The sequence below is a fragment of the Hymenobacter perfusus genome, from assembly GCF_003944765.1.
In the GTDB taxonomy this organism is placed as follows: Bacteria; Bacteroidota; Bacteroidia; order Cytophagales; family Hymenobacteraceae; genus Hymenobacter; species Hymenobacter perfusus.
On sequence record NZ_RWIU01000001.1, the window covers coordinates 1,003,062 to 1,022,581 of the forward strand.

The window sequence follows — 19,520 nt, forward strand, 5'->3', positions numbered from 1 at the left end:
GCGGCGGCTGACCTGAGTGTACACTCCCGCTGCGTGCTTTGCCGTACCAGCGGGAGTTTTTGTTGGCAGATCCTGGCAGCCCGGCAGACTTGCTGCGTATCTGTTTTGCCGAACTGTGCGTTTGGAACTTCTCACCCCTACCGGAACCCCGTCATGCCTTTCTCTCTGTTCTCAAGCCGCCTTACCAGCCTGTGGCTGCTGGCTGGCCCGGCCCTGCTGGCGGCCTGTAACTCTGGCAGCGGCAATGTGCAACCCCAGATTCCGCTGGCAGCCGTGAATGAGCAGTTGGTGCTGACGGATCAGCAAAACAGCAACCTACGGTTTGATAATGGTGCCGTGTACGTGAAAGGGGGCGTTCGGGGCATCATCGTGGTGCGGCAGAATGCCAGTTCCTACTTAGCCTTTGAGCGCAACTGCCCCTACCAGCCGCTGGATACCTGCTCGCGGGTGAAAGTGGAGCCGTTTCTACGCCTCTACGACCCGTGCTGCAAGTCGCAGTTCAGCTTCACCGGGCAGCCCGAAGCCGGGCCGGCCACCCTTCCGTTACGCCGGTACAGCACTGCCCTGTCCGGCAACCTCCTGACAATCACGAACTAGAAAAATAGTCTTGAATTTTTCAGAACACATATTTGCAGCTTCCGAAAGTTTGCTCTAATATTGCACCAGCAACGGCAAAACACCGCCGCCATAACCGCTTCCTTAGCTCAGCCGGTTAGAGCATCTGACTGTTAATCAGAGGGTCCCTGGTTCGAGCCCAGGAGGGAGCGCCACAGCTTAGAAAGTCCGCCCCACAAGGCGGACTTTCTTCGTTTATATCATTTCCCATCTGAGTTACACAGTTTCAGTGGCACCTCTTGGCGAGCCCATAACCGAAACCGGGCTGCCCTGCTCTAAGAAGGAGGCAGAACAGCCCGTTGAAGAAAAATCAGGTAGTACTTTTTTCCTAGAGGTTGAGCCTGAACTTACTGCTTGACGAACTTCTGCATCTCGGAATGCCCCTTGCTTTCTAAATGCACCTGATAGAGCCCGGCGGGTAGGCGCGTGATATCTAGGCCGGAAGCCGCTGGCTGTACTGCTTGGCGGAGTAGCAACTGACCCGTGAGCGAGTAGACGGTGGCCGTGGCCTCCGTAACGCCGGGGGGCAGCAGCAGCGTTAGGCGGTCGGTGGCGGGGTTGGGATAGGGCGTCCGGGCAACGGGGCCGGCCTTGGCCCGGGTGGAAGTGACGGTAGTCGAGAACAGTTCCACGTTGTCGAGGTTGCACCAGTTGTTGGCATTGGCATCTGACCACAGCCCGATTTCGCACTGGCCGTTAGTCACCTGAATGCCGGTAAGCTGCACCTGGGTCCAGGTGCTGGTAGCGGGCAGGTTCACATTGCGCTCCGCGCCGCCGTAGTTTTTAGCGTAGAGCTGGCAGGCCGTCTGGCCGCCGCTGCTCTGCACCCAGGCCCGCAGCGTGTAGGTGCCGTTCGGGAGGCCGGTTTTCAGCTGGTAGGTGCTTACCTGGTAGGCCGAGTTCAGCCAGTGCGTGAGGCGGTAGGTGCTGGCCTGACCGCCGGCCTCGGTTTTGTCGGCGGCGTAGTTGGCGGTAGTGTTGGCCCAGCTGGTCCAGCCGATGGGCGTCTGGGTGGCGGCGTTGTTGGCTTCGAAGCCGGGGTTGGTCAGCACGTTGGTGCCAGTGGCCGGCGGGACGGGGGCGGTAGGCGTCACCAGAAAGGCGTTCATAGCGGCGGTGGGCTTGCCGTCGTTGCCCCAGGCGCTGAGCTGGTAGCCGCTGAAGCTGCGGTAGCCCTGCGGCTCCCAGTAGAACACGCCCAGGCCCTTGCCGTCGGGCACGCCGTATACTGCGTTCTGCACGGCCACCAGCATGTCGTATACGTTCTGGGGGGCGGCCACGGCGTCGCCGCCTACTTCCGCCACGATTACTTCCTTGCCGTAGCGGCTGGCCATGTCGTTGAGGTTGTATTGCAGGCTGCTGATGGACGCGGTGTAGTCCTGGTTCAGCCAGAACGGGTAGTACGACATGCCAATGACGTCATACTTGCCGCCGTTGGTGGTGAGCTGGTCGAAGAACCAGCGGAACTGGGCGTTGTCGTTGCCCTTGTCGAGGTGAATCACCACTTTGGAGGTGGGGCTTACGGCTTTCACGGCGTCATAGCCTTTGTTAAGGAGCTGGGTGAGCTGGCCGAAGTTGGTGGACCGCCCTTCGGGCCAGAGCATTCCACCGGGAATTTCGTTGCCCACCTGCACCCACTCGGGCGTTACGCCGTTGTTTTTCAGGGCCGTCAGCACGCTGGCCGTATGGTCGTACACGTCGGCCTGGAGCTGGGCAAAGCTGTGGCCGGCCCAGGCAGCCGGCTTGGTCTGCTTGCCCGGGTCGGCCCAACTGTCGCTGTAATGAAAGTCAATCATGAGGCGGAAACCCATGTTTTTGGCCCGGGTGGCCATCGTCACCACTTCGGCCGGGCTGCAGTGGCCGTTCACCCAGTCCACCATCGAGGGGTTCACCCACACCCGCAGCCGGATGGAGTTGATGCCCTTATCCTTGAGAATCTGGAAGCAGTCCTGGCGGACGCCCTGGTCGTTGTAGAAGTAGTAGTTATTGGCCTCCATCTGCTGGAGCCAACCCGTATCGGCCCCTTTAGCAAACGTTTGCGCCGACGCCGTGAGGCTGCTCAGAAGCAGCACCACCCCCAGGCCAATGCTACGCAGCCAGGGCGACAGACAGCCCGCAACAAGTAGAAAGTTCTTCATTTTCAGGAAGTAGATGAATTGTAGGTGGAAAGCAGCAAAGGTCTGACAGACTACCAACAAGCGGAAGTTGTAACCGGTTTGCCGGGCTGGCCACCAGCCCCGGAATGCCTAGCCCGCCGAAGATACAACGCAAGTTAAAACAAACGTTTGCGTAAGCAAGCAGGAAGTGGTCAGGCAGCGGGCAGTGTACGTCCCGGCCCGCCAGTTTCTTAACCGCCACCAACAGGATTTTGGCCTCCCGCCTACCACAATCGATGCCGATGAACTACCGAAATCGGTTGCGGAGATTATTCTATAACACCCGGTTTTTCAGCTAATTATATGCGTCTTGATTGAAATAAATTCAGACCTCTGAGGGATCTTGACCGCTCTGGCAATCTGTTCTTTTTTCCTTCCCACCAATCCCATCCTGCTATGTTCCGACGTAGACTCCCTGTGCTGCTGCTGCCTCTTTCGCTGCTGGCGGCCGAACTCCGGGCCCAGAACGCGCCCGTTCCCCAACAAGCCGAAACCGGTACTCTCGGGGCCGACTGGACCAGCCCCACGCAGGCCGGCGTGCAGTACGTGACGGTGGTGCCCACGGCCACCATCAACGGCCAGAGCCCGGGCACAGCGGCCCGCATTATCACCTATTCCGTGACGTTTCCAGGGGCCGGCAGCTACGATTTGTACGCCCGCGTGCGCATCGGCAGCGGCGGGGCCAACGACGACAGTTTCTACTACGGCAACGGTTTTGGCAGTAAGCTCCCGGCCGACGACACAAACTGGATTACCGTCAACCAGCTGAACGGCGTGGGCTACACCGGGGCCACGGAGGTGGTGACCGGGGCCGGCGGCGGCCAGCAGCAGGTGTGGAAGTGGCTGAACCTCTCGGCCTTCAACGGGGGCGAGCCGCCCATCAGCTTCACGGTACCGGCCGGCGGCCTCACCCAGACCTTCCAGATCGGGGCGCGCGAGGACGGGCTGGACATTGATAAGTTCGTGTTCGGGGAAACCGGCCGCTTTTTCACGGTGGCCAACCTCGATGCCGGCGCGCAGGGTTCCACCACGCCGCCCGTGGTGTTCACGCCCACGGGTCTGCCGATGGCGGCGGGCAAACCCAAGTTTCTGGGCGGGGTGTACAGCAATCCGCAGAAGCCGTTTTTCAACAACTATTTCAACCAGGTGACGCCCGAAAACGCGGGCAAATGGGGCAGCGTGGAGGCCGTTCGCAACGTGATGAACTGGACGGAGCTAGACTCGGCGTACGCCCTGGCCCAGCGCAAAGGCTACCCGTTCAAGATGCACACCCTGATCTGGGGCGCGCAGCAGCCCATCTGGATTGAGGATCTGCCGGCCTCGGAGCAGTTAAGGGAAATCAACGAGTGGTTTGCGGCCGTGGCCCAGCGCTACCCCAACATCGCGCAGATTGAGGTGGTGAACGAGCCCACCAACGACCTGCCCCTCAACGGCTCGACGGGCAACAACGGTCCCAACACGCCCGGCAGCGGGGCCGGCAACTACTACAACGCGCTGGGCGGGGCCGGCACCACCGGCTGGGACTGGGTGATTACCTCGTTTCAGCTGGCGCGGCAGTATTTCCCCACCACCCAGCTGCTGCTCAACGACTACGGCGTGGCCAGCTCCACGGCCAACGCCCAACGGTACCTGGGCATCATGAACCTGCTGGTGGCGCGCAATCTGGTGGACGGCGTGGGCATTCAGGGACACGCCTTCGAGACGCGCAACGTGTCGGCAGCCAACTTTGCGGCCAACCTCACGACGCTGGCCTCGGCCGGTAAGCCGCTCTACATCACGGAACTGGATATTGACGGAGTAAATGCAGCTAACCCGCCGGTCCTGGACGATGCCATTCAGCTGGCTGAATACCAGCGTATTTTCCCCACGCTGTGGGAGCATCCGGCCGTGAAGGGCATCACGCTGTGGGGCTACCGGCCCGGCCACTGGCGCACGGCCCAGGGCGCCTACCTCGCCAACGGCGACAACACGGAACGTCCGGCGCTGGTGTGGCTCAAGAACTATGTGCGCTCCACGGTACTCGGCACCCGCGCCAATCAGGCCAATGCGGCCCTCACGCTCGCGCCCAACCCGGCCAGCCACGGCCGCTTCCAAGTGCAGGGCGGCGAGAGAGTCCAGGCTATCCGGGTGTTTGATTTGAACGGCCGGCTGGTGCAGGAAATACCGGGAGCCAACCGTGCAACGGTCGAGGTGGCCCTGAGTGTAGCACCCGGCATGTACCTGGTGCAGGTGCAGGAAGCCCAAGGCATCACCTCCCGCAAACTGGTAGTGGAGTAGAGAATTGGTCCGCTACAAACTCAAAAGCGAAACAGGCCGTGCGGTACCGCACGGCCTGTTTCGCTTTTGAGGAGTTACACTGCTCGGCTGCGAAGCGGCAACCATGTATTCGAACCTTTCTATCCTGCCGCGCACGCCCTACTTGGCAGGGGCGTACACCGGGTCGGAGCCGGCGTACTTCAGCCACTGGAAAGCAGCCGTGTTGGTGGTGGGCTGGCCCGAGGAGGTGGCGTACATGCCAATCAGGCAGCCGATAAAGCCGCCCGCCGTCTGCGTGCTCAGGAAGCGCGCATCCACTTTTTCCTTCAGCGAGGTCCAGGTTTTGGCGTCTTCTGAGAACTGGAAGCCGTAGGTGTCGGCGGCGGCCGTGACGCGGAGCTGCACCTTGCCGGTGGCCGATTTCAGGGGAGCCTGGGCCAGCAGATCCGGCTCGGCGGCCTCGGGTTGGCTGCGGAGCAGCTGCAGCACTGGCTTGCCATCGGCCAGGGATTTGCAGAGGTAGTAGTAGTGCTTCTCGTCCTGAAACACCACCAGCCCGGCCTTCTCGCTGGCCGATTTCGGAGTGAAGTTCAGCTCGGTTTCGGTGGTGCAGAACTGGTGCTGCTGCCGCTTGCCAATGAAGGCCGGGTTGCCCAGTCCGGCGCAGGTTTCGGGCCGGAGCTTCAGGGTGAGGCCGGCGGCTTTGTTCAGCGCATACATCGTGCTGTCTTGGGTGCGCAGGAACAGCAGGGCCGGGTCCAGCTGCCGCTCGAAGGTGAGCGTGTAGCGGAAGTTGCCGCTCTGGGGCCGGGCGCCGGGCTGCTTCACCTCCCGGATGTTGGCTTGGTAGCTGTACTGCACGCCCTGGGGGCCGGGATTCACAATGGGCCAGTCATCTTTCCAGACGACAGGGGCAATGAACGTTTCGCGGCCGGTGTTGTAATGGTTGCCCTCGTAGGGCCGCACGGCCAGAAACAAGGCGTAGGTCTGCCCGTCGGGGCCTTCCACGAACTGCGCGTGCCCGGCCGAGGTGATGGGGTTCTTCCGGTCGGCGGGCAGGGTGCGCTGGGTGAGGATGGGGTTGTGCTCGTAGGGCACAAACGGCCCCTGCACCGATTTGGCGCGGAACACCACTTCGGTGTGGTTGACGGAGGTGCCGCCCTCGGCCGCATACAGGTAGTACCAGCCGTTGCGCTTCATCAGGTGCGGGGCCTCAATCCAGACCGGCTTTTTGCTCAGGTCCACGCCCCCGTTCACCAGCATGCGGGCCTCCCCGATGCTTTGGAGCTTCACTGGGTCCAGTTCCATGATTTTGATGGAGCGGTGGCCGTCGTAGAGCGGCTTGTTGTCGGGCGGGTCGCTGTTGTACACGGCGTAGACCTTGTCGTTATCGAAGAACAGCGAGGGGTCGATGCCCTTCACCTCGGGCAGCCAGATGGGTTCACTCCAGGGGCCGGCGGGGTTTTTGGCCGTCACCACGAAGTTGCCCTTGTGGTCGATGAGGGTGCAGGTGAGGTAGTAGGTGCCGTTGTGGTTGTCGATGGCGGGAGCGAACAGGCCGCGCGTCATCCGGTCACCCAGGAAGTTCATCTGGGAAGGCCGGCTGATGACGTTGCCTACCTGTTGCCAGTTTTTGAGGTCCCGGCTGTGGAACACCGGAATGCCCGGGAAATAGGAAAACGTGGAAGTCACCAGGTAGTAGTCCGGCCCCACCTTCACCACGCTGGGGTCAGGGTAGAAGCCGTTCAGGATGGGGTTAGTCAGGGTAATCGACTGGGCCGAGGCGGCCGGACTCCCCAGCAACGCCCACGCCAAAACGGCCGTCAGCCACAGATTACGTTTTGTGTTGTTCACCTTCATTCGGGTTTCAGATGGATGGAGGGTTCAGGCTTGGGTCCGGTCCGGCGGCTGCAGCCGTCGGACCGGCTGTCGGGCGGGTCGTCAGCACAACGATGCACCAACGTCAGCTACCGGCAACCGGCCCGACGGCTTCCAGCCGTCGGACCGGGCATTACCGCTTGCCGGTAGGTGGCGGGCCGAGGTAGGTGGCGGGCAGCGGGCCGGTGCTGATGACCAGCTTTTCCAGCACCACGCCGGGGTCCACGCGCCAGAATTTCAGCACATGCTCGCCGGGCCGGTTTAGAGTGTGGGCGGAGGTTTTGAGCAGGATATTGTCGGCCACGGCTTTTTCCCAGGGACGGTTGCCGTTGTCGGCTATTAGGCCGGTGTGCAGGTTGATGAGCTGGGGCGCTTCGTCGTCGATGGATACGGCGTAGCGCAGGCCCGGTCCACCAAGGAAGTTGAGCGTGGGGGCCAGGTAGGCGTGCACCGTTACGGGGCCGGTTTGGGTTAGCGTGAAGCGGTACTCCAGGTGCGGACTGCTGCCGCCCGGCGCGGCCGTGGCGGCGGCCGTCACCGGAAACGTGGTAACGGCCCCGGCCGTGCGGCCCAGGTCGGGCAGGTGCTGCCAGCTGATGCCCCCGGCACTCACGGCCCGGCTGTAGTTTTCCGCCTCCACCGACACGTACGCGACCGGAGCCGGCGCGGCGGGTGGAGCAGCGGCCGGCGGGGCCGGTTGCGGGAGCGTCTGCACGGCGGGCATGGCGTTCTGCTCGGGCTGCTGCCAGTAGGTGTAGCCGATGTGGGTCTGGTCCATCATGTGATTCCACTTGCCGCCGGCCAGGGCGTGGTAGCGGCGCGTGAGGGCGGCGTCCTGGTCGTAGAGTAGCTTGGCTTTGGCGGCCAGCTCGTTGGTGGTGGGTTGGCCGGTTTTGGCGGCTTCCCGGTTCAGAGCCACGGTGTAGTATAGCTCGTTTAGGTTGGCGCAGGCCAGCACCGGGTGCAGCACCAGCTGAAAGTAGGCATCCTGGTAAGCAGCCGGCAGCTGCTTCTCAATGGCCTCGGCACGGGTGCGCAACGCGTTGTACTCGGCCACCACGGCAGCCCACTCGCCGGTGGTGAGGCTGTAGGTAGTAGCGTCGAGTAGCTCGGGCTTGCGCCGGGCGTTGTACTTGGCGTATTTAGCCAGAATGTCGGCAATATCCGAGGCGTGCTTCTCACCAAACTGCCGGGCGGCCCACTGCCGGGTGTAGGAGGCCACCTGGTCGGCGCTGATGCGGCCGGGGTTCCAGGCGTAATCGAGGAAGAAGCTGATGGGCAGCTCCATTGGCTTCAGGTCGCCCACGTTCACAATCCAGATCTGGTTGGCCCCGTACTCGTGGGCCAGGTGCATCTGCTCCCAGATGCGGGGCAGCGGATTGGTGTTAAGCCACTTATAGTTGCGCGGCCCGCCCACGTAGTCGAAGTGGTAGTAGATGCCGTAGCCGCCGGCCCGGGGCTTCTCCCCCACTTTGGGCAGCTTGCGCAGGTTGCCCCAGTTGTCGTCGCAGAGCAGCAGGGTCACGTCGTCGGGCACGCGCATGCCCCGGTCGTAGTAGTCCTGCACTTCCTTGTAGAGGGCCCAGAGCTGAGGCGTCTGGGCGGCGGGCTGGCCGGTTACTTCCCCGATGATGCGGCGCTGGTCGGCCACAATCTTTTCCAGCAGGGCAATGTTGCTGTCCTCGCTCATGGGCTCGTCACCGTCGCCGCGCATGCCCACCGTCACGATGCTTTCGTGGGTGCCCATGTTCACGATGCCCTGCCGCCAGAAGTCCTGGAGCGTTTTTTCGTTGGTCTGGTAGTTCCAGGGGCCTTTGCCGAAGCGCTTCCACTCCTGCTGGGCGCGCAGCATGGGCTCGTGGTGGGAAGTCCCCATCACGATGCCGTACTCGTCGGCCAGCACCGGGCTTTGCTTGTCGTCGTCGTTGAAGGCGTTGCCCCACATGGCGGGCCAGAGGTAGTTGCCCTTGAGCCGCAGCAGCAGCTCAAACACATGCACGTACATCTTGGAGTTGATGCCACCGAACTTCTCCTTAGCCCAGCCGCTGAGGGCCGGGGCCTCATCGTTGAGGAAGATGCCGCGGTATTTCACCTGCGGCTCACCCTGGCTGTGGCGACCAGCGGCCACGTGCAGCGCCGTTTGCGGCTTCACCGGCACATCGGCCCACCAGTACCACGGCGACACCCCCATCTGCTGCGACACATCGTAGATGCCGTAGATAGTGCCCCTCTTGTCGCTGCCCGCAATAACCAAGGCCCTCGTCACGCCCGGCAGCGGCTTTTCCACCACCTGCACCACGAAGGTTTCCCACTTGCCGGCCACGCCCGCTGCATCCAGCTTGCCGGCCTGCACCAGCCCATCAATCAGCGGGCTTTTGCCGATGGTACCTATCAGCACGACCTCTTGGCCGGAGGGCACTTTATCGATTGTGAGCGTGGGCGTAAGTTGGGTTACGCGGTTGATATCGGCCTGCAAATCCCGGGCGGCGCGCAGCACGCCGGGCCAGTCCTGGGCGCTGGCGTAGAGCGAGGCCGCTTTGCCGGCCCCGGCCAGCGGAAAGCTCCCGCTGCTCTTTTTGGCGGAAATGTAGGCGGCGGGCTGGGCGGCAACGGTGCCCGTCAGCAGCAGAAGCAGCAACAGGCTCAGCAGCGCGGAACGGTGGAAGGGAATGGGCATGGGGCGGGTGGGTTCAGCTTGTCATCCTGAGCTTGCGAAGGACCTTATCACGCTGGAACTAGCCGTACTGACGACTATCGGTCGATTACTATAAGGTCCTTCGCAAGCTCAGGATGACAGGTAGATGAGGCGACTAGAACTGCACGACTTCCCAAAAAGCCTGCTTGGGCTGCTGGTTCTGGTCGAAGAGCAACGGGTAGTTTTTGCGGCCGGCCACGGGGTAGGTATCCAGCCAGGAGTACTTGTCCGACACATTCCAGAACGTGACGCCGGTAAGCACTTTCTTGTAGTCGCGGAACACGCGGAAGAACATCTTGTACTGGGCCGCCTGCTGCCGGGCCAACTCCGGCGTGTAGGCATCCGACTCGTCGGGGCGCTTGGCGCGGCGGTCCTTTTCCCAGGGGTAGATGGACACGTCCAGCTCGGTAATCTGCACTTTCAGGCCCAAGGAGGCGTACTGGTCGAGGGCGGCGCGCAGCTCCGGCTCGGTGGGCTCCTGCAACGACCAGTGGCCCTGCAAGCCCACGCCATCAATCGGCACCTTGGCATCCTTGAGCTGCTTGAGCAACTTGTAGATTCGCTCCCGCTTTTCGGGCCGCTCGGTGTTGTAGTCGTTGTAGAACAGCTGGGCTTTCGGGTCGGCCTCGTGGGCGTACTCGAAGGCTTTGGCAATAAACTCGTCACCGCAGATCTGGTACCACTCCGAGTTGCGCAGAAACTCCTGGGGGTTATCGGCAATGGCTTCGTTCACTACGTCCCAGGCGTAAATCTTGCCCTGGTAGCGCTTCACCACCGTGAAAATATGGTCGTGCAGGCGCTTGAGCAGCACGTCCTTGCTCACGGTGGTGCCGTCGGCGTTTTTGAACAGCCACTTGGGCGTCTGCTCGTGCCAGAGCAGGTTGTGGCCCCGCACGCGCAGCTTATTGGCCTGGGCGAAGTTCACAATGGCGTCGGCATCGGCCCAGAAGTAGCGGTTTTCTTCCGGATGAATCGGGCCCATTTTCATGGCGTTTTCCGGCGTCACGCTGTTGAACTGCTGCTTAATCAGCGTGGCCTCGGGGCCTTGTAGCTGGGCCCGGCCTACGGCCACACCTATCGGAAAATAGTCCTTATAGTAGTCTTTAAGGCCTTTTTTGGGCGCGGCGGTTTGCTGGCTGCTGAGCACGGCAACGCCCGCCAGCAACAAACCGGCCGTAGCCAGTCTGTGCCGGGAAGCAAAGAAAATATTCACAATGGAAAGGAGTTAGCCCGCTGGGCCCAGATCCCGTACCGGCTACCAGTACACGGTATACAGCACAGTGAGTAGAACCATGATGGTCATGGCCCCGATGGCAAAGCCGCGGGTGGTTTTGAACATACTCCGGTCTACTTCCAAGCCGTTGGTTTTTACCCCGCGGCTGGTTTCGAACAGACTAATCAGCACCATCATGGCTACGCAGATGATGAACACGAAGCCCATCCGGTCGAGGAAGGGGATTTCGTAGACGCCGGCCGCATTGGGCACGGCAAACCCGAAGGGAGCCAGGAACGCAAGGTTGGCGAAAGTGGGCAGGAACTTGAGCAGCACCGACAGCAAGAAGCCGCCGATGGTGGCGAACAGGGCCGCCGTGGAGGTCGTTTTCTTCCAGAAGAAGCCCAGAATGAACATGGCAAAAATGCCCGGCGACACAAAACCGGTGTACTCTTGAATGTACTGGAAGCCGCCTTTTTTGTCGATGCCCAGGTGGGGCGCAATCAGCACGCCCAGAATCATGGCCACTACCACGGCCAGCTTGCCCACGTTCACCAGCTTCTTCTCCGAAGCCCCGGGGTTCAGGACTTTCTGGTAGATATCGAGGGTGAAGATGGTGGCAATGCTGTTGGCCTTACCGGCCAGCGAGGCCACCACGGCCGCCGTGAGGGCGGCAAACGATAAACCTTTCAGGCCCACTGGCAGAATGTTGAGCAGCACGGGGTAAGCGCGGTCAGGGTTCAGATCAGCGCCCGAGCCGAACTCGGCGGCCCCGAACACATCAGCCTTGAAAAGCACGTAGGCCGCAATGCCGGGCAACACTACGATAAGGGGCATCAGCAATTTGAGGAAGGCAGCAAACAGCAGCCCGCCGCGGGCGGTGGGCAAATCGGCCCCGAGGGCGCGCTGGGTGATGTACTGGTTGCAGCCCCAGTAGTTCAGGTTCACAATCCACATGCCGCCCAGCAGCACCGTGAGGCCGGGCAGGTCGATGTAGTTCTCGTTGTCGCGCTTAAAAATCATCTGAAAATGGTCCCCGGCCTGGTCGGTCATCAGGTTGAAGCCCGCCAGCACGCCCGATTGGCCGTAGTGGTCGGCCACCATGTTCAGGGCCAGATATGTGGTAGCCAAACCGCCCAGAATCAGGAAAAAAACCTGAATTACGTCGGTGAAGCCGATTACCTTCATGCCGCCCAGCGTGATAATCACCGCGAACAAGGCCAGGGCGTAGAGGCAGAACTCCAGGTTGAGGCCGGCAATGCTGCTGATGGCAATGGCCCCGAGGTAGAGAATGGAAGTCAGGTTGACGACGATGTACAAGGCCAGCCAGAACACGGCCATAATCATGGCCACGGTGCCGTTGTAGCGCTGACTCAGAAACTGCGGCATCGTGAAGATTTTGTTCTTCAAATACACCGGAATGAAGAACACGGCCACGATGATGAGCGTCAGAGCCGCCATCCACTCGTAGGTAGCAATGGCCAGTCCCATCTTGAAGCCCGAGCCCGACATGCCCACGAACTGCTCGGCCGAGATGTTGGAGGCAATCAGCGAGGAGCCGATGGCCCACCACGTGAGCGAGCCTTCGGCCAGGAAATAGTCTTTGGAGTCGCCCTCGGCCGTGCCGTCGTGGCCGGTTTTGCGGCGATAAATCCAGATACCATATCCTGAGACAATCAGGAAATAGGTGAAAAAGACGACGTAATCGAGAGTCGCGAGTTGGTGTTCCATTGAAACGGGTTGCAGACTGGCCCGAGGGCCACAAGTGGGAAACGGGGGAAATACTGCCTCCAAGCTACGGCCTGAGAAACAGCCAACAAACATTCCCGACTGATCTTTCGCCCCGGGTTCCCACGCCCTTCGCCAGACCAGCCGGGTTTGTTTGTATCAGTTGGGCGAAATCAAGAACGTCATGCTTGATCTGGCTTCCGCTTGCCGAAGCATGACGTTCTTGATTTCCCCTAGATGTACTGGTTGATAATAGCCTCCAGCCACTCTTGCTTACCGCTGCGCTGGGTTGGCTCGCCGGCTTCGTGGGCCAGGCGGCGCAGATCTTCCAGGGTGAGCTGGCCCTTCTCGAAGGCCGCGCCCGCGCCGCTGTCGAAGGAGGCGTAGCGCTCGGTGCGGAACTTGCGGTAGGCGGATTTCTCCAGGATGTTATCGGCCGTTACCAGGGCGCGGGCGAAGGTGTCCATGCCGGCAATGTGGGCAATGAAGATGTCCTCCAGGTCGGTGGAGTTGCGGCGGGTTTTGGCGTCGAAGTTGATGCCGCCGGGCTTGATGCCGCCGTGCTCCAGGATGATGAGCATCGACTCGGTCAGCTCGTTGAGGTTGTTGGGGAACTGGTCGGTGTCCCAGCCGTTCTGGTAGTCGCCGCGGTTGGCGTCCATGGAGCCCAGCATGTTGGCGTCGGCGGCTACCTGCAGCTCGTGCTGGAAGGTGTGGCCGGCCAAAGTGGCGTGGTTTACTTCCAGGTTCAGCATGAAGTCGTCCTGCAGGCCGTATTCCTTCAGGAAGCCGATGACGGTGGCCGCGTCGAAATCGTACTGGTGCTTGGTGGGCTCGGCGGGCTTGGGCTCGATGAAGAACTTGCCCGTGAAGCCCTGCTTGCGGGCGTAGTCGCGGGCCATCGTCAGGAAGCGGCCCATGTGCTCCAGCTCGCGCTTCATGTTGGTGTTGAGCAGGGTCATGTAGCCTTCCCGGCCACCCCAGAACACGTAGTTCTCGCCGTTCAGGGCAATGGTGGCGTCCATGGCGTTCAGCACCTGGGTGCCGGCGTGGGCCAGTACCTGGAAGTCGGGGTTGGTGCTGGCGCCGTTCATGTAGCGCGGGTTCGAAAACACGTTGGCCGTACCCCAGAGCAGCTTCACGCCGCTTTCCTGCTGGTGCTGCTTAGCGTATTCCACAATAGAGCGCAGGTTACGCTCGTACTCATTCAAAGAGCTGCCTTCGTCCACCAAATCGATGTCGTGGAAGCAGTAGTAGGGCGTGCCCAGCTTGGTGAAGAACTCGAAGGCGGCGTCCATTTTGTCCTGGGCGCGGCCCAGAATGTCGCCCTGGGCATCCCAGGCAAACTGCTTGGTGCCGGGGCCGAACGGGTCGCCGCCAGTGCCGGTGAACGTGTGCCAGTACGACACGGCGAAGCGCAAATGCTCCTCCATGGTTTTGCCGGCTACCACGCGGTTCTTGTCGTACCACTTAAACGCCAGTGGGTTGTCCGATTCGCGGCCTTCGTACTGAATAGGGCTGATACCGGTGAAGAATTCGGTTTTAGAAAGCGTGTTGCGTGACATGCGTCGGGATGCTTGAGGGTGAAGTAGATATTGCGTTGAGTTAGTGCCGGAGCGCCTGCTGCCAGCGGGCGTAGGCGGCCTCGTACTGCGGCTGCAGGGCCGGGTCGGGCGTTTCGGTGAGCAGGCATTCGAGCCCGCCGAAGGCTTCGGCTACCGAGGCGTAGATGCCCGCGCCCACGCCGGCCCCGCGGGCCGCGCCCTGGGCCGCGTCGGTGTTGTAGAGTTCCAGGGTGAGGTTGCCGGTATTCACGAAAGCTTCGCGGAACACCGGGCTCAGGAACATGTTGGCGTTGCCGGCGCGTACGGTGTGCACCGCCACGCCCATGTCGCGCATAATGCCCAGGCCGTACATGAGGGCAAACACGATGCCCTCCTGGGCGGCGCGCAGCAGGTGGGCGCGGGAATGCACGTTCAGGTTCAGGCCCAGCAGGGCGGCCTCGGCGGGCTGGTTGGCTAGAATCCGCTCGGCCCCGTTGCCAAAGGGCAGGAACACCAGCCCCTCCGCTCCTACCGGCGCTTCGGCGGCCAGCCGGTTCATTTCGTCGTAGGGCAGCTCGCCCACCATGCGGCGCAGCCAGCTGTTGAGGATGCCGGTGCCGTTCATGCACATGAGCACGCCGTTGCGGGGCTGCCCGGGGGTGCTGTTCACGTGCACAAAGGCATTCACCCGCGACTGGGCATCGGACGCCGGGGCTTCCGTAATGCCGTAGATGACGCCCGAGGTGCCGGCCGTAGCGGCTATTTCGCCGGGCTGCAGCACGTTCAGGGAAAAGGCGTTGTTGGGCTGGTCGCCGGCGCGGTAGCTGATGGGCGTACCGGCCGCCAGGCCCAGCGTGCGGGCCGCGTCCTCGCTCAGGCGGCCCTGCACCGAAAACGTGTCCACCACCTCGGGCAGCAGCTCGGGGCTGATGCCGTAGTAATCGAGCAGCTCCTGGGCCAGGGCCTGGTTCTTAAAGTCCCAGAACACACCCTCCGACAGCCCCGACACGGTAGTTTGCAGCTCACCAGTCAGCTTGAAGGCAATGTAGTCGCCGGGCAGCTGAATTTTGTGGATCTGGGCGTACACCGCCGGCTCGTTGTCCTGCACCCACTTGAGCTTGGAGGCCGTGAAGTTGCCGGGCGAGTTCAGGAAATTCTCCAGGCAGTGCGCTTCGCCCAGCTCGGCAAAGGCCTGGTTGCCCAGCTCCACGGCCCGGCTGTCGCACCAGATGATGGCCGGGCGCAGCACCTGGCCCTGGGCATCTATCAGCACCAAACCGTGCATTTGGTAGGTGATGCCGATGGCGGCCACCTGCGCCCCCTCGAAACCGTAGGTATCCTGGAGCTGGCGGGTGGCGTTGATGATTTCCTGCCACCACCGCTCGGGGCGCTGCTCGGCCCAGCCCGGCTGGGGCACGTCCATGCCCATTTCGGTGGTGGGCGTGGTAGCCGCCGCCACGCAGCGGCCGGTGGCCGCGTCGAGCAAAGAGGCTTTGATGGAAGAGCTACCGATATCGTAGCCGAGAAGGTATTGCATGTTCGGTGAGAAGTAGCGGTTGTGAATCGGGACGGGCTTACCGGCGGCCGGTAGCTCCGGCTGCCGCGTCGGGCTCGGTGGAGAAAGGTGAGGCCGGCAGACCTTCTTGGTTGTAGAGGTTGGCTCCCTCGGGGTTGTCGGCCCAGGCGTAGCGCACCACGGCGGGCACGGGCACTTTGTCACTCCAGACCACCACTTTTTTACCCTCGATCCGGGCCTCGGCCCACACGAATTTCTTGTCGGGACCGGCCACGGCGAAACCCTTGAGCGGGCCGCCGCCCCGGGCTACCAAACCGCCTCCGAGGCTGCCGAAGCTAAGCGTGGCTTTGTTGCCGGTTACCTGCATTTCCTGATATAACGGCCCCGAGGAAACCACTTTGGCGTCGCCGTAGGCTACTTTCTGGGCGGCCAGGGCCAAACGGTGGCCGGGCGTCTGCTTATCCAGGGGGTGAATGTCGTTCCACTCGCCGGCGTCGGTAATTACGGCCATGCCAGTGTGGGGCACGGCCAGGGTGCGGCGCTGGGCGTCGCGCACGGCGGCCCAGCCACTCTCGCCGGGCTCCGGCTTTGTGGCCATGAAGTTGGCCAGCTGCACGTACAGGAAGGGCAACTTGGGCTGCTGGAAATGAGTGCGCCAATCGGCAATCAGGCTGGTCATGAGGGCCTGGTAGTCCTGGGGCCGGCCGGTGTTGCTTTCGCCCTGGTACCAGAGCACGCCCTTGATGGCGTAGGGCAGCACGGGTGCAATCATGCCGTTGAAGAGGCCGCCGGGCTGGTACTGAAACGTGGTGGTGCCGGGCGTGGGTGGCATGGTAGCGCCCAGCTTGTACTGCCAGGGGCCGCGCAGATCCAGGGTCTGGCCGCCGGCCGTGAGCTGGTAGCTCTTATCCATCGTGAAGCCGCCGCGCCCGCCGTTGCTGATGAGGCGCACCATAACTACGTTTTTGCCGGCTTTCAGCACGCCGGGCTTCACCTCATACTTGCGGGGCGGATACTGGTAGCCGGTAGTGCCCACCAGCTGCCCGTTGATGTAGGTAGAATCGGCATCGACCAGCGTACCCAACTCCAGGCGGGTGGGCTGGCCCACCATAGCGGCGGGCACGTCCACTTCCTTGCGGAACCACACCACGCCGTTCACGGGGCCGAGGGGCGTCTGGCCGGCCCAGTAGCCGGGCACGTTCATGGTGGCCCAGGCGCTGGCATCGTAGCCGGGAGCCGACCATTTCGGCTGGCCCGGGGCCTCGCCCTGGTCGGTTTGGTAAAGCTTCTTGTACCAGTCGGCCACGGCGGCGTTTTCGCGCTGCTTGGTGCTGGCTACCAACAGGCTGTCTTTGTATTTCGCGCCCTGCTGCTCGTAGGTCGGGAACTGGCGCAGGGCGGCGGCGCTCAGCCAGGCTTCGGCGGGCGAGCCGCCCACGGCGTCCTTGATCAGGCCCACCGGCACCTGGTACTTGGCATTGATTTCCTTGGCGAAAAAGTAGCCCACGCCCGAGAATTGCAGCACCGTCTGCGGGTCGGCTGCCACCCACTTGCCGCCCGTCACATCGGCGCGGGGCTTCTGGAAGGCGTAGGTCAGGGGCACCTCAAACTGGCGGATCTGTGGGTTGGCGGCCCCGGCAATAACGGCCGGGTACTTGTCGCGCAGCCGGCTCATGGGCGTTTCCATGTTCGACTGGCCCGAGAGCAGCCACACGTCACCCACCAGAATATCGGTCAGCTCCAACTGGTTACTGGCCTTGATGCTCATCGTGAACGGGCCGCCCGCCTTCGTAGCGGGCAGCGTCACGCGCCACTGGCCATCGGGGCCGGTGGTGGCGCGGTAGGTGTTGCCCAGAAAGCTCACCGTAACGGCCTCCGCGGGCTTGGCCCAGCCCCACACGCGCACCGGTTGGTCGCGCTGAAGCACCATGCCACTGCTTACCAAGCGCGGCAGGCGCACCTGGGCCGTGGCCCCATTGACAGCGACCAAGAGGCCCGCCGTCAGCAGCGCGGAACGGAACAAGGTGGGAAGCAGGAGCGGGTGGGGCATCGGAGGGCGGGAAGCAGGTAAAACGAAGAAGCAACAGCCGTGGTACGGCCTGGGGCCTCCTTCCCGGCGGAAAGGAGGCCCCTTCCGGACCGGATTTAGTAGCCGGTATTCTGGGTGATTTTGCCGCTGGTGCGGTCAATTTCCTGCTGCGGAATGGGGCGCAGCACGTGGAAGGCCTGGATGTTGAGGGCCGCGTTCGAGCCGTACTGGTCGGTGCCGCCGGGGATGGGCGAGGGTTTGGAGCCCACGTAGGCCGGTACGTAGCGCTTTACGCGCTCCACCAGCTTGCCGGTGCGTACCAGGTCGTACCAGCGGGTAAACTCGCCGGCCAGCTCGCGGGTACGCTCTTCCAGAATGAAGTCGATGTTCAGCTGCGCGGCCGTAATTTCCATCTGGGCGGTGCGACCGGGGGCGGCGGCGCGGCGGCGGATAACGTTGATTTGGTTAGCCGCCTCGGTCGTCCGGCCCAGGTACATGTTGGCTTCGGCCGCAATCAGGTAGGTTTCGGACAAGCGGTAGAAAATCAGCGGGCGGTCGGAGCTATTGTTGAGAGCCGGGCGGGTGGCGTCGTCGTACTTGTTGATGTAGGGCGAGAAGTTGGTGGTGTAGGTGCTGGGCGTACCCACCACGTAGCGGCCGTTGGGGCGGCTGTTGATGCGGGCCTGCTCGGCGGCCGTCAGCTCGCGGCCAGCGTACCAGGCGGCCGTATCCCCTACCACGGCGCGGGGGTTAAAAGCCGTGCCGCCGTTGCCACCGGGCGAGTTTACCAGCCACAGCGTGGAAAACCACTTGGCGTAGCGGGTATCGGTGGTGCGCCACTGGCGCGGGGTAGTTTCCGAGGCCAGCTTGTAGGAGTCGAGCAGGTAGGGCGTGGAGCCCAGGCGGCCGAAAGGACGGCCGTACAGGATGCTGCGGGTCATGTTCGGCAGCAGGTCGTAGCGGACGCGGAACAGGAAGTTGGTCTGGTTCTGGCCGGCACCGCCCGCCCCGTTGTCGGAAATGCCCGTGAACACGGGGTCGGCGTTGAATTGCACGTTCATCAGTACCTCCTTGCCGTTCTCGTTGCCTTCAGCGAATACCAGGGCCGGATCGGTTTCCAGGCCCTTGCCGTACTTAGAGGCGTCCCGGATCAGCTCCTCAGCAAACTGGGCGGCCTTGGCGTAGTCGTCGGCGGCGCGGGCCGTGGAGGTGGCGCGGGTCAGGTGCACTTTGGCCAGCAGGTGCAGGGCCGTGGCGCGCGTCACGCGGCCGGGCTGGGCCGCCGTGTTGGAAATGCCGGTGGTGGGGTTCAGGGCATCGTTCAGGTCTGTGATAATGGCGCTGTACACATCGGCCAACGGGACCCGCGCAATGTCCTTGGTGGGCGTATCCACAAACTTGAGCATCAGCGGCACATCACCGAAAGACTGCACCAGGTAGAAGTAGTTCCAGGCGCGCAGCACCTTGGTTTCGGCCACAATCTGGTTCACGGCGGCGGGGGCCAGACCCTGCACCGTACCGGCGTACTGCAGCACGCCATTGGCCGTGTTGATGTTGCCGTAGAAGGCGTTCCAGAGGTTGGTAGCCGTACCGTTGGTGGAGCTCATCTGGCCCGCGTTGTAGTCCTCGTAGCCATCGGAAGCACCGAAGCCGCGCATGAACTCATCGGTGCCCTGCGACATGAAGTTCGAGCCGCCCTGGTCGGCGGTGACGTTGCGCAAACCCGAGTACACGCCTATCAGACCGGCCTGAATGCCGTCGGGGGTGCCAAAGAAGCCGGGTACCAGTACCGAGCGGGGGTCTTCCACCAGGGTGTCCTTGTCGCAGCTGGTAGCCGCCAGCAGCAACGCCAGGGCCGTACCGGTAAGTAGTAGCTTTTTCATAGGAAAA

Annotated in this window: 11 protein-coding genes and 1 tRNA gene; 3 read left to right on the plus strand and 9 right to left on the minus strand. The window is 62.6% G+C overall.

What is annotated here, in order from left to right:
- The first annotated feature begins 153 nt into the window (after positions 1-153).
- Positions 154-597, plus strand: coding sequence for a Rieske (2Fe-2S) protein (locus EI293_RS04335; RefSeq protein ID WP_246010522.1), 444 nt, complete (start codon positions 154-156; stop codon positions 595-597).
- 96 nt (positions 598-693) lie between these two features.
- Positions 694-770, plus strand: a tRNA-Asn gene (locus EI293_RS04340).
- Between the two features lie 192 nt (positions 771-962).
- On the opposite strand, the gene EI293_RS04345 is transcribed toward EI293_RS04340, so the two are convergent.
- Positions 963-2,753, minus strand: a complete 1,791-nt coding sequence (locus tag EI293_RS04345) for a glycosyl hydrolase 53 family protein (RefSeq protein ID WP_125435906.1) — start codon at positions 2,751-2,753, stop codon at positions 963-965.
- Positions 2,754-3,167: 414 nt separating this feature from the next.
- Between EI293_RS04345 and EI293_RS04350 the strand changes: the two genes are divergently transcribed.
- Complete coding sequence (locus EI293_RS04350) at positions 3,168-5,048, plus strand: endo-1,4-beta-xylanase (RefSeq protein ID WP_125435907.1); 1,881 nt, start codon at positions 3,168-3,170, stop codon at positions 5,046-5,048.
- A 138-nt stretch (positions 5,049-5,186) separates the two neighbouring features.
- Here the strand turns inward: EI293_RS04350 and EI293_RS04355 are convergent, their stop codons facing one another.
- From EI293_RS04355 to EI293_RS04390, 8 genes are all read right to left on the minus strand, one after another.
- Positions 5,187-6,881, minus strand: a complete 1,695-nt coding sequence (locus EI293_RS04355) for a glycoside hydrolase family 43 protein (RefSeq protein WP_246010523.1) — start codon at positions 6,879-6,881, stop codon at positions 5,187-5,189.
- Positions 6,882-7,038: 157 nt separating this feature from the next.
- Positions 7,039-9,582 (minus strand): glycosyl hydrolase 115 family protein, encoded by a 2,544-nt coding sequence (locus EI293_RS04360; RefSeq protein WP_125435909.1) that lies wholly within the window; start codon positions 9,580-9,582, stop codon positions 7,039-7,041.
- Positions 9,583-9,715: 133 nt separating this feature from the next.
- A complete protein-coding gene (locus EI293_RS04365) occupies positions 9,716-10,807 on the minus strand; it encodes an endo-1,4-beta-xylanase (RefSeq protein ID WP_125436257.1) in 1,092 nt (363 codons plus the stop codon).
- Between the two features lie 48 nt (positions 10,808-10,855).
- Entirely contained in the window at positions 10,856-12,544 is a 1,689-nt protein-coding gene (locus tag EI293_RS04370) for a sodium/sugar symporter (RefSeq protein ID WP_125435910.1), read from the minus strand.
- A gap of 230 nt (positions 12,545-12,774) precedes the next feature.
- Positions 12,775-14,106, minus strand: a complete 1,332-nt coding sequence (xylA, locus tag EI293_RS04375; protein ID WP_125435911.1) for a xylose isomerase — start codon at positions 14,104-14,106, stop codon at positions 12,775-12,777.
- A 40-nt stretch (positions 14,107-14,146) separates the two neighbouring features.
- Positions 14,147-15,622: a xylulokinase gene (locus EI293_RS04380; protein WP_125435912.1), complete on the minus strand. Its 1,476-nt coding sequence runs from the start codon at positions 15,620-15,622 to the stop codon at positions 14,147-14,149.
- A 37-nt stretch (positions 15,623-15,659) separates the two neighbouring features.
- Positions 15,660-17,651 (minus strand): sialate O-acetylesterase, encoded by a 1,992-nt coding sequence (locus tag EI293_RS04385; RefSeq protein WP_125435913.1) that lies wholly within the window; start codon positions 17,649-17,651, stop codon positions 15,660-15,662.
- A 95-nt stretch (positions 17,652-17,746) separates the two neighbouring features.
- Positions 17,747-19,513 (minus strand): RagB/SusD family nutrient uptake outer membrane protein, encoded by a 1,767-nt coding sequence (locus EI293_RS04390; RefSeq protein WP_125435914.1) that lies wholly within the window; start codon positions 19,511-19,513, stop codon positions 17,747-17,749.
- Positions 19,514-19,520: the final 7 nt, after the last annotated feature.

What these genes read in the sequence shown, in the direction of transcription:
- EI293_RS04335 (WP_246010522.1), top strand. Translation starts at nt 154, where the DNA reads ATGCCTTTCTCTCTGTTCTCAAGCCGCCTTACCAGCCTGTGGCTGCTG.
- EI293_RS04345 (WP_125435906.1), bottom strand. Translation starts at nt 2,753, where the DNA reads ATGAAGAACTTTCTACTTGTTGCGGGCTGTCTGTCGCCCTGGCTGCGT.
- EI293_RS04350 (WP_125435907.1), top strand. Translation starts at nt 3,168, where the DNA reads ATGTTCCGACGTAGACTCCCTGTGCTGCTGCTGCCTCTTTCGCTGCTG.
- EI293_RS04360 (WP_125435909.1), bottom strand. Translation starts at nt 9,582, where the DNA reads ATGCCCATTCCCTTCCACCGTTCCGCGCTGCTGAGCCTGTTGCTGCTT.
- EI293_RS04370 (WP_125435910.1), bottom strand. Translation starts at nt 12,544, where the DNA reads ATGGAACACCAACTCGCGACTCTCGATTACGTCGTCTTTTTCACCTAT.
- xylA (WP_125435911.1), bottom strand. Translation starts at nt 14,106, where the DNA reads ATGTCACGCAACACGCTTTCTAAAACCGAATTCTTCACCGGTATCAGC.
- EI293_RS04380 (WP_125435912.1), bottom strand. Translation starts at nt 15,622, where the DNA reads ATGCAATACCTTCTCGGCTACGATATCGGTAGCTCTTCCATCAAAGCC.
- EI293_RS04385 (WP_125435913.1), bottom strand. Translation starts at nt 17,651, where the DNA reads ATGCCCCACCCGCTCCTGCTTCCCACCTTGTTCCGTTCCGCGCTGCTG.
- EI293_RS04390 (WP_125435914.1), bottom strand. Translation starts at nt 19,513, where the DNA reads ATGAAAAAGCTACTACTTACCGGTACGGCCCTGGCGTTGCTGCTGGCG.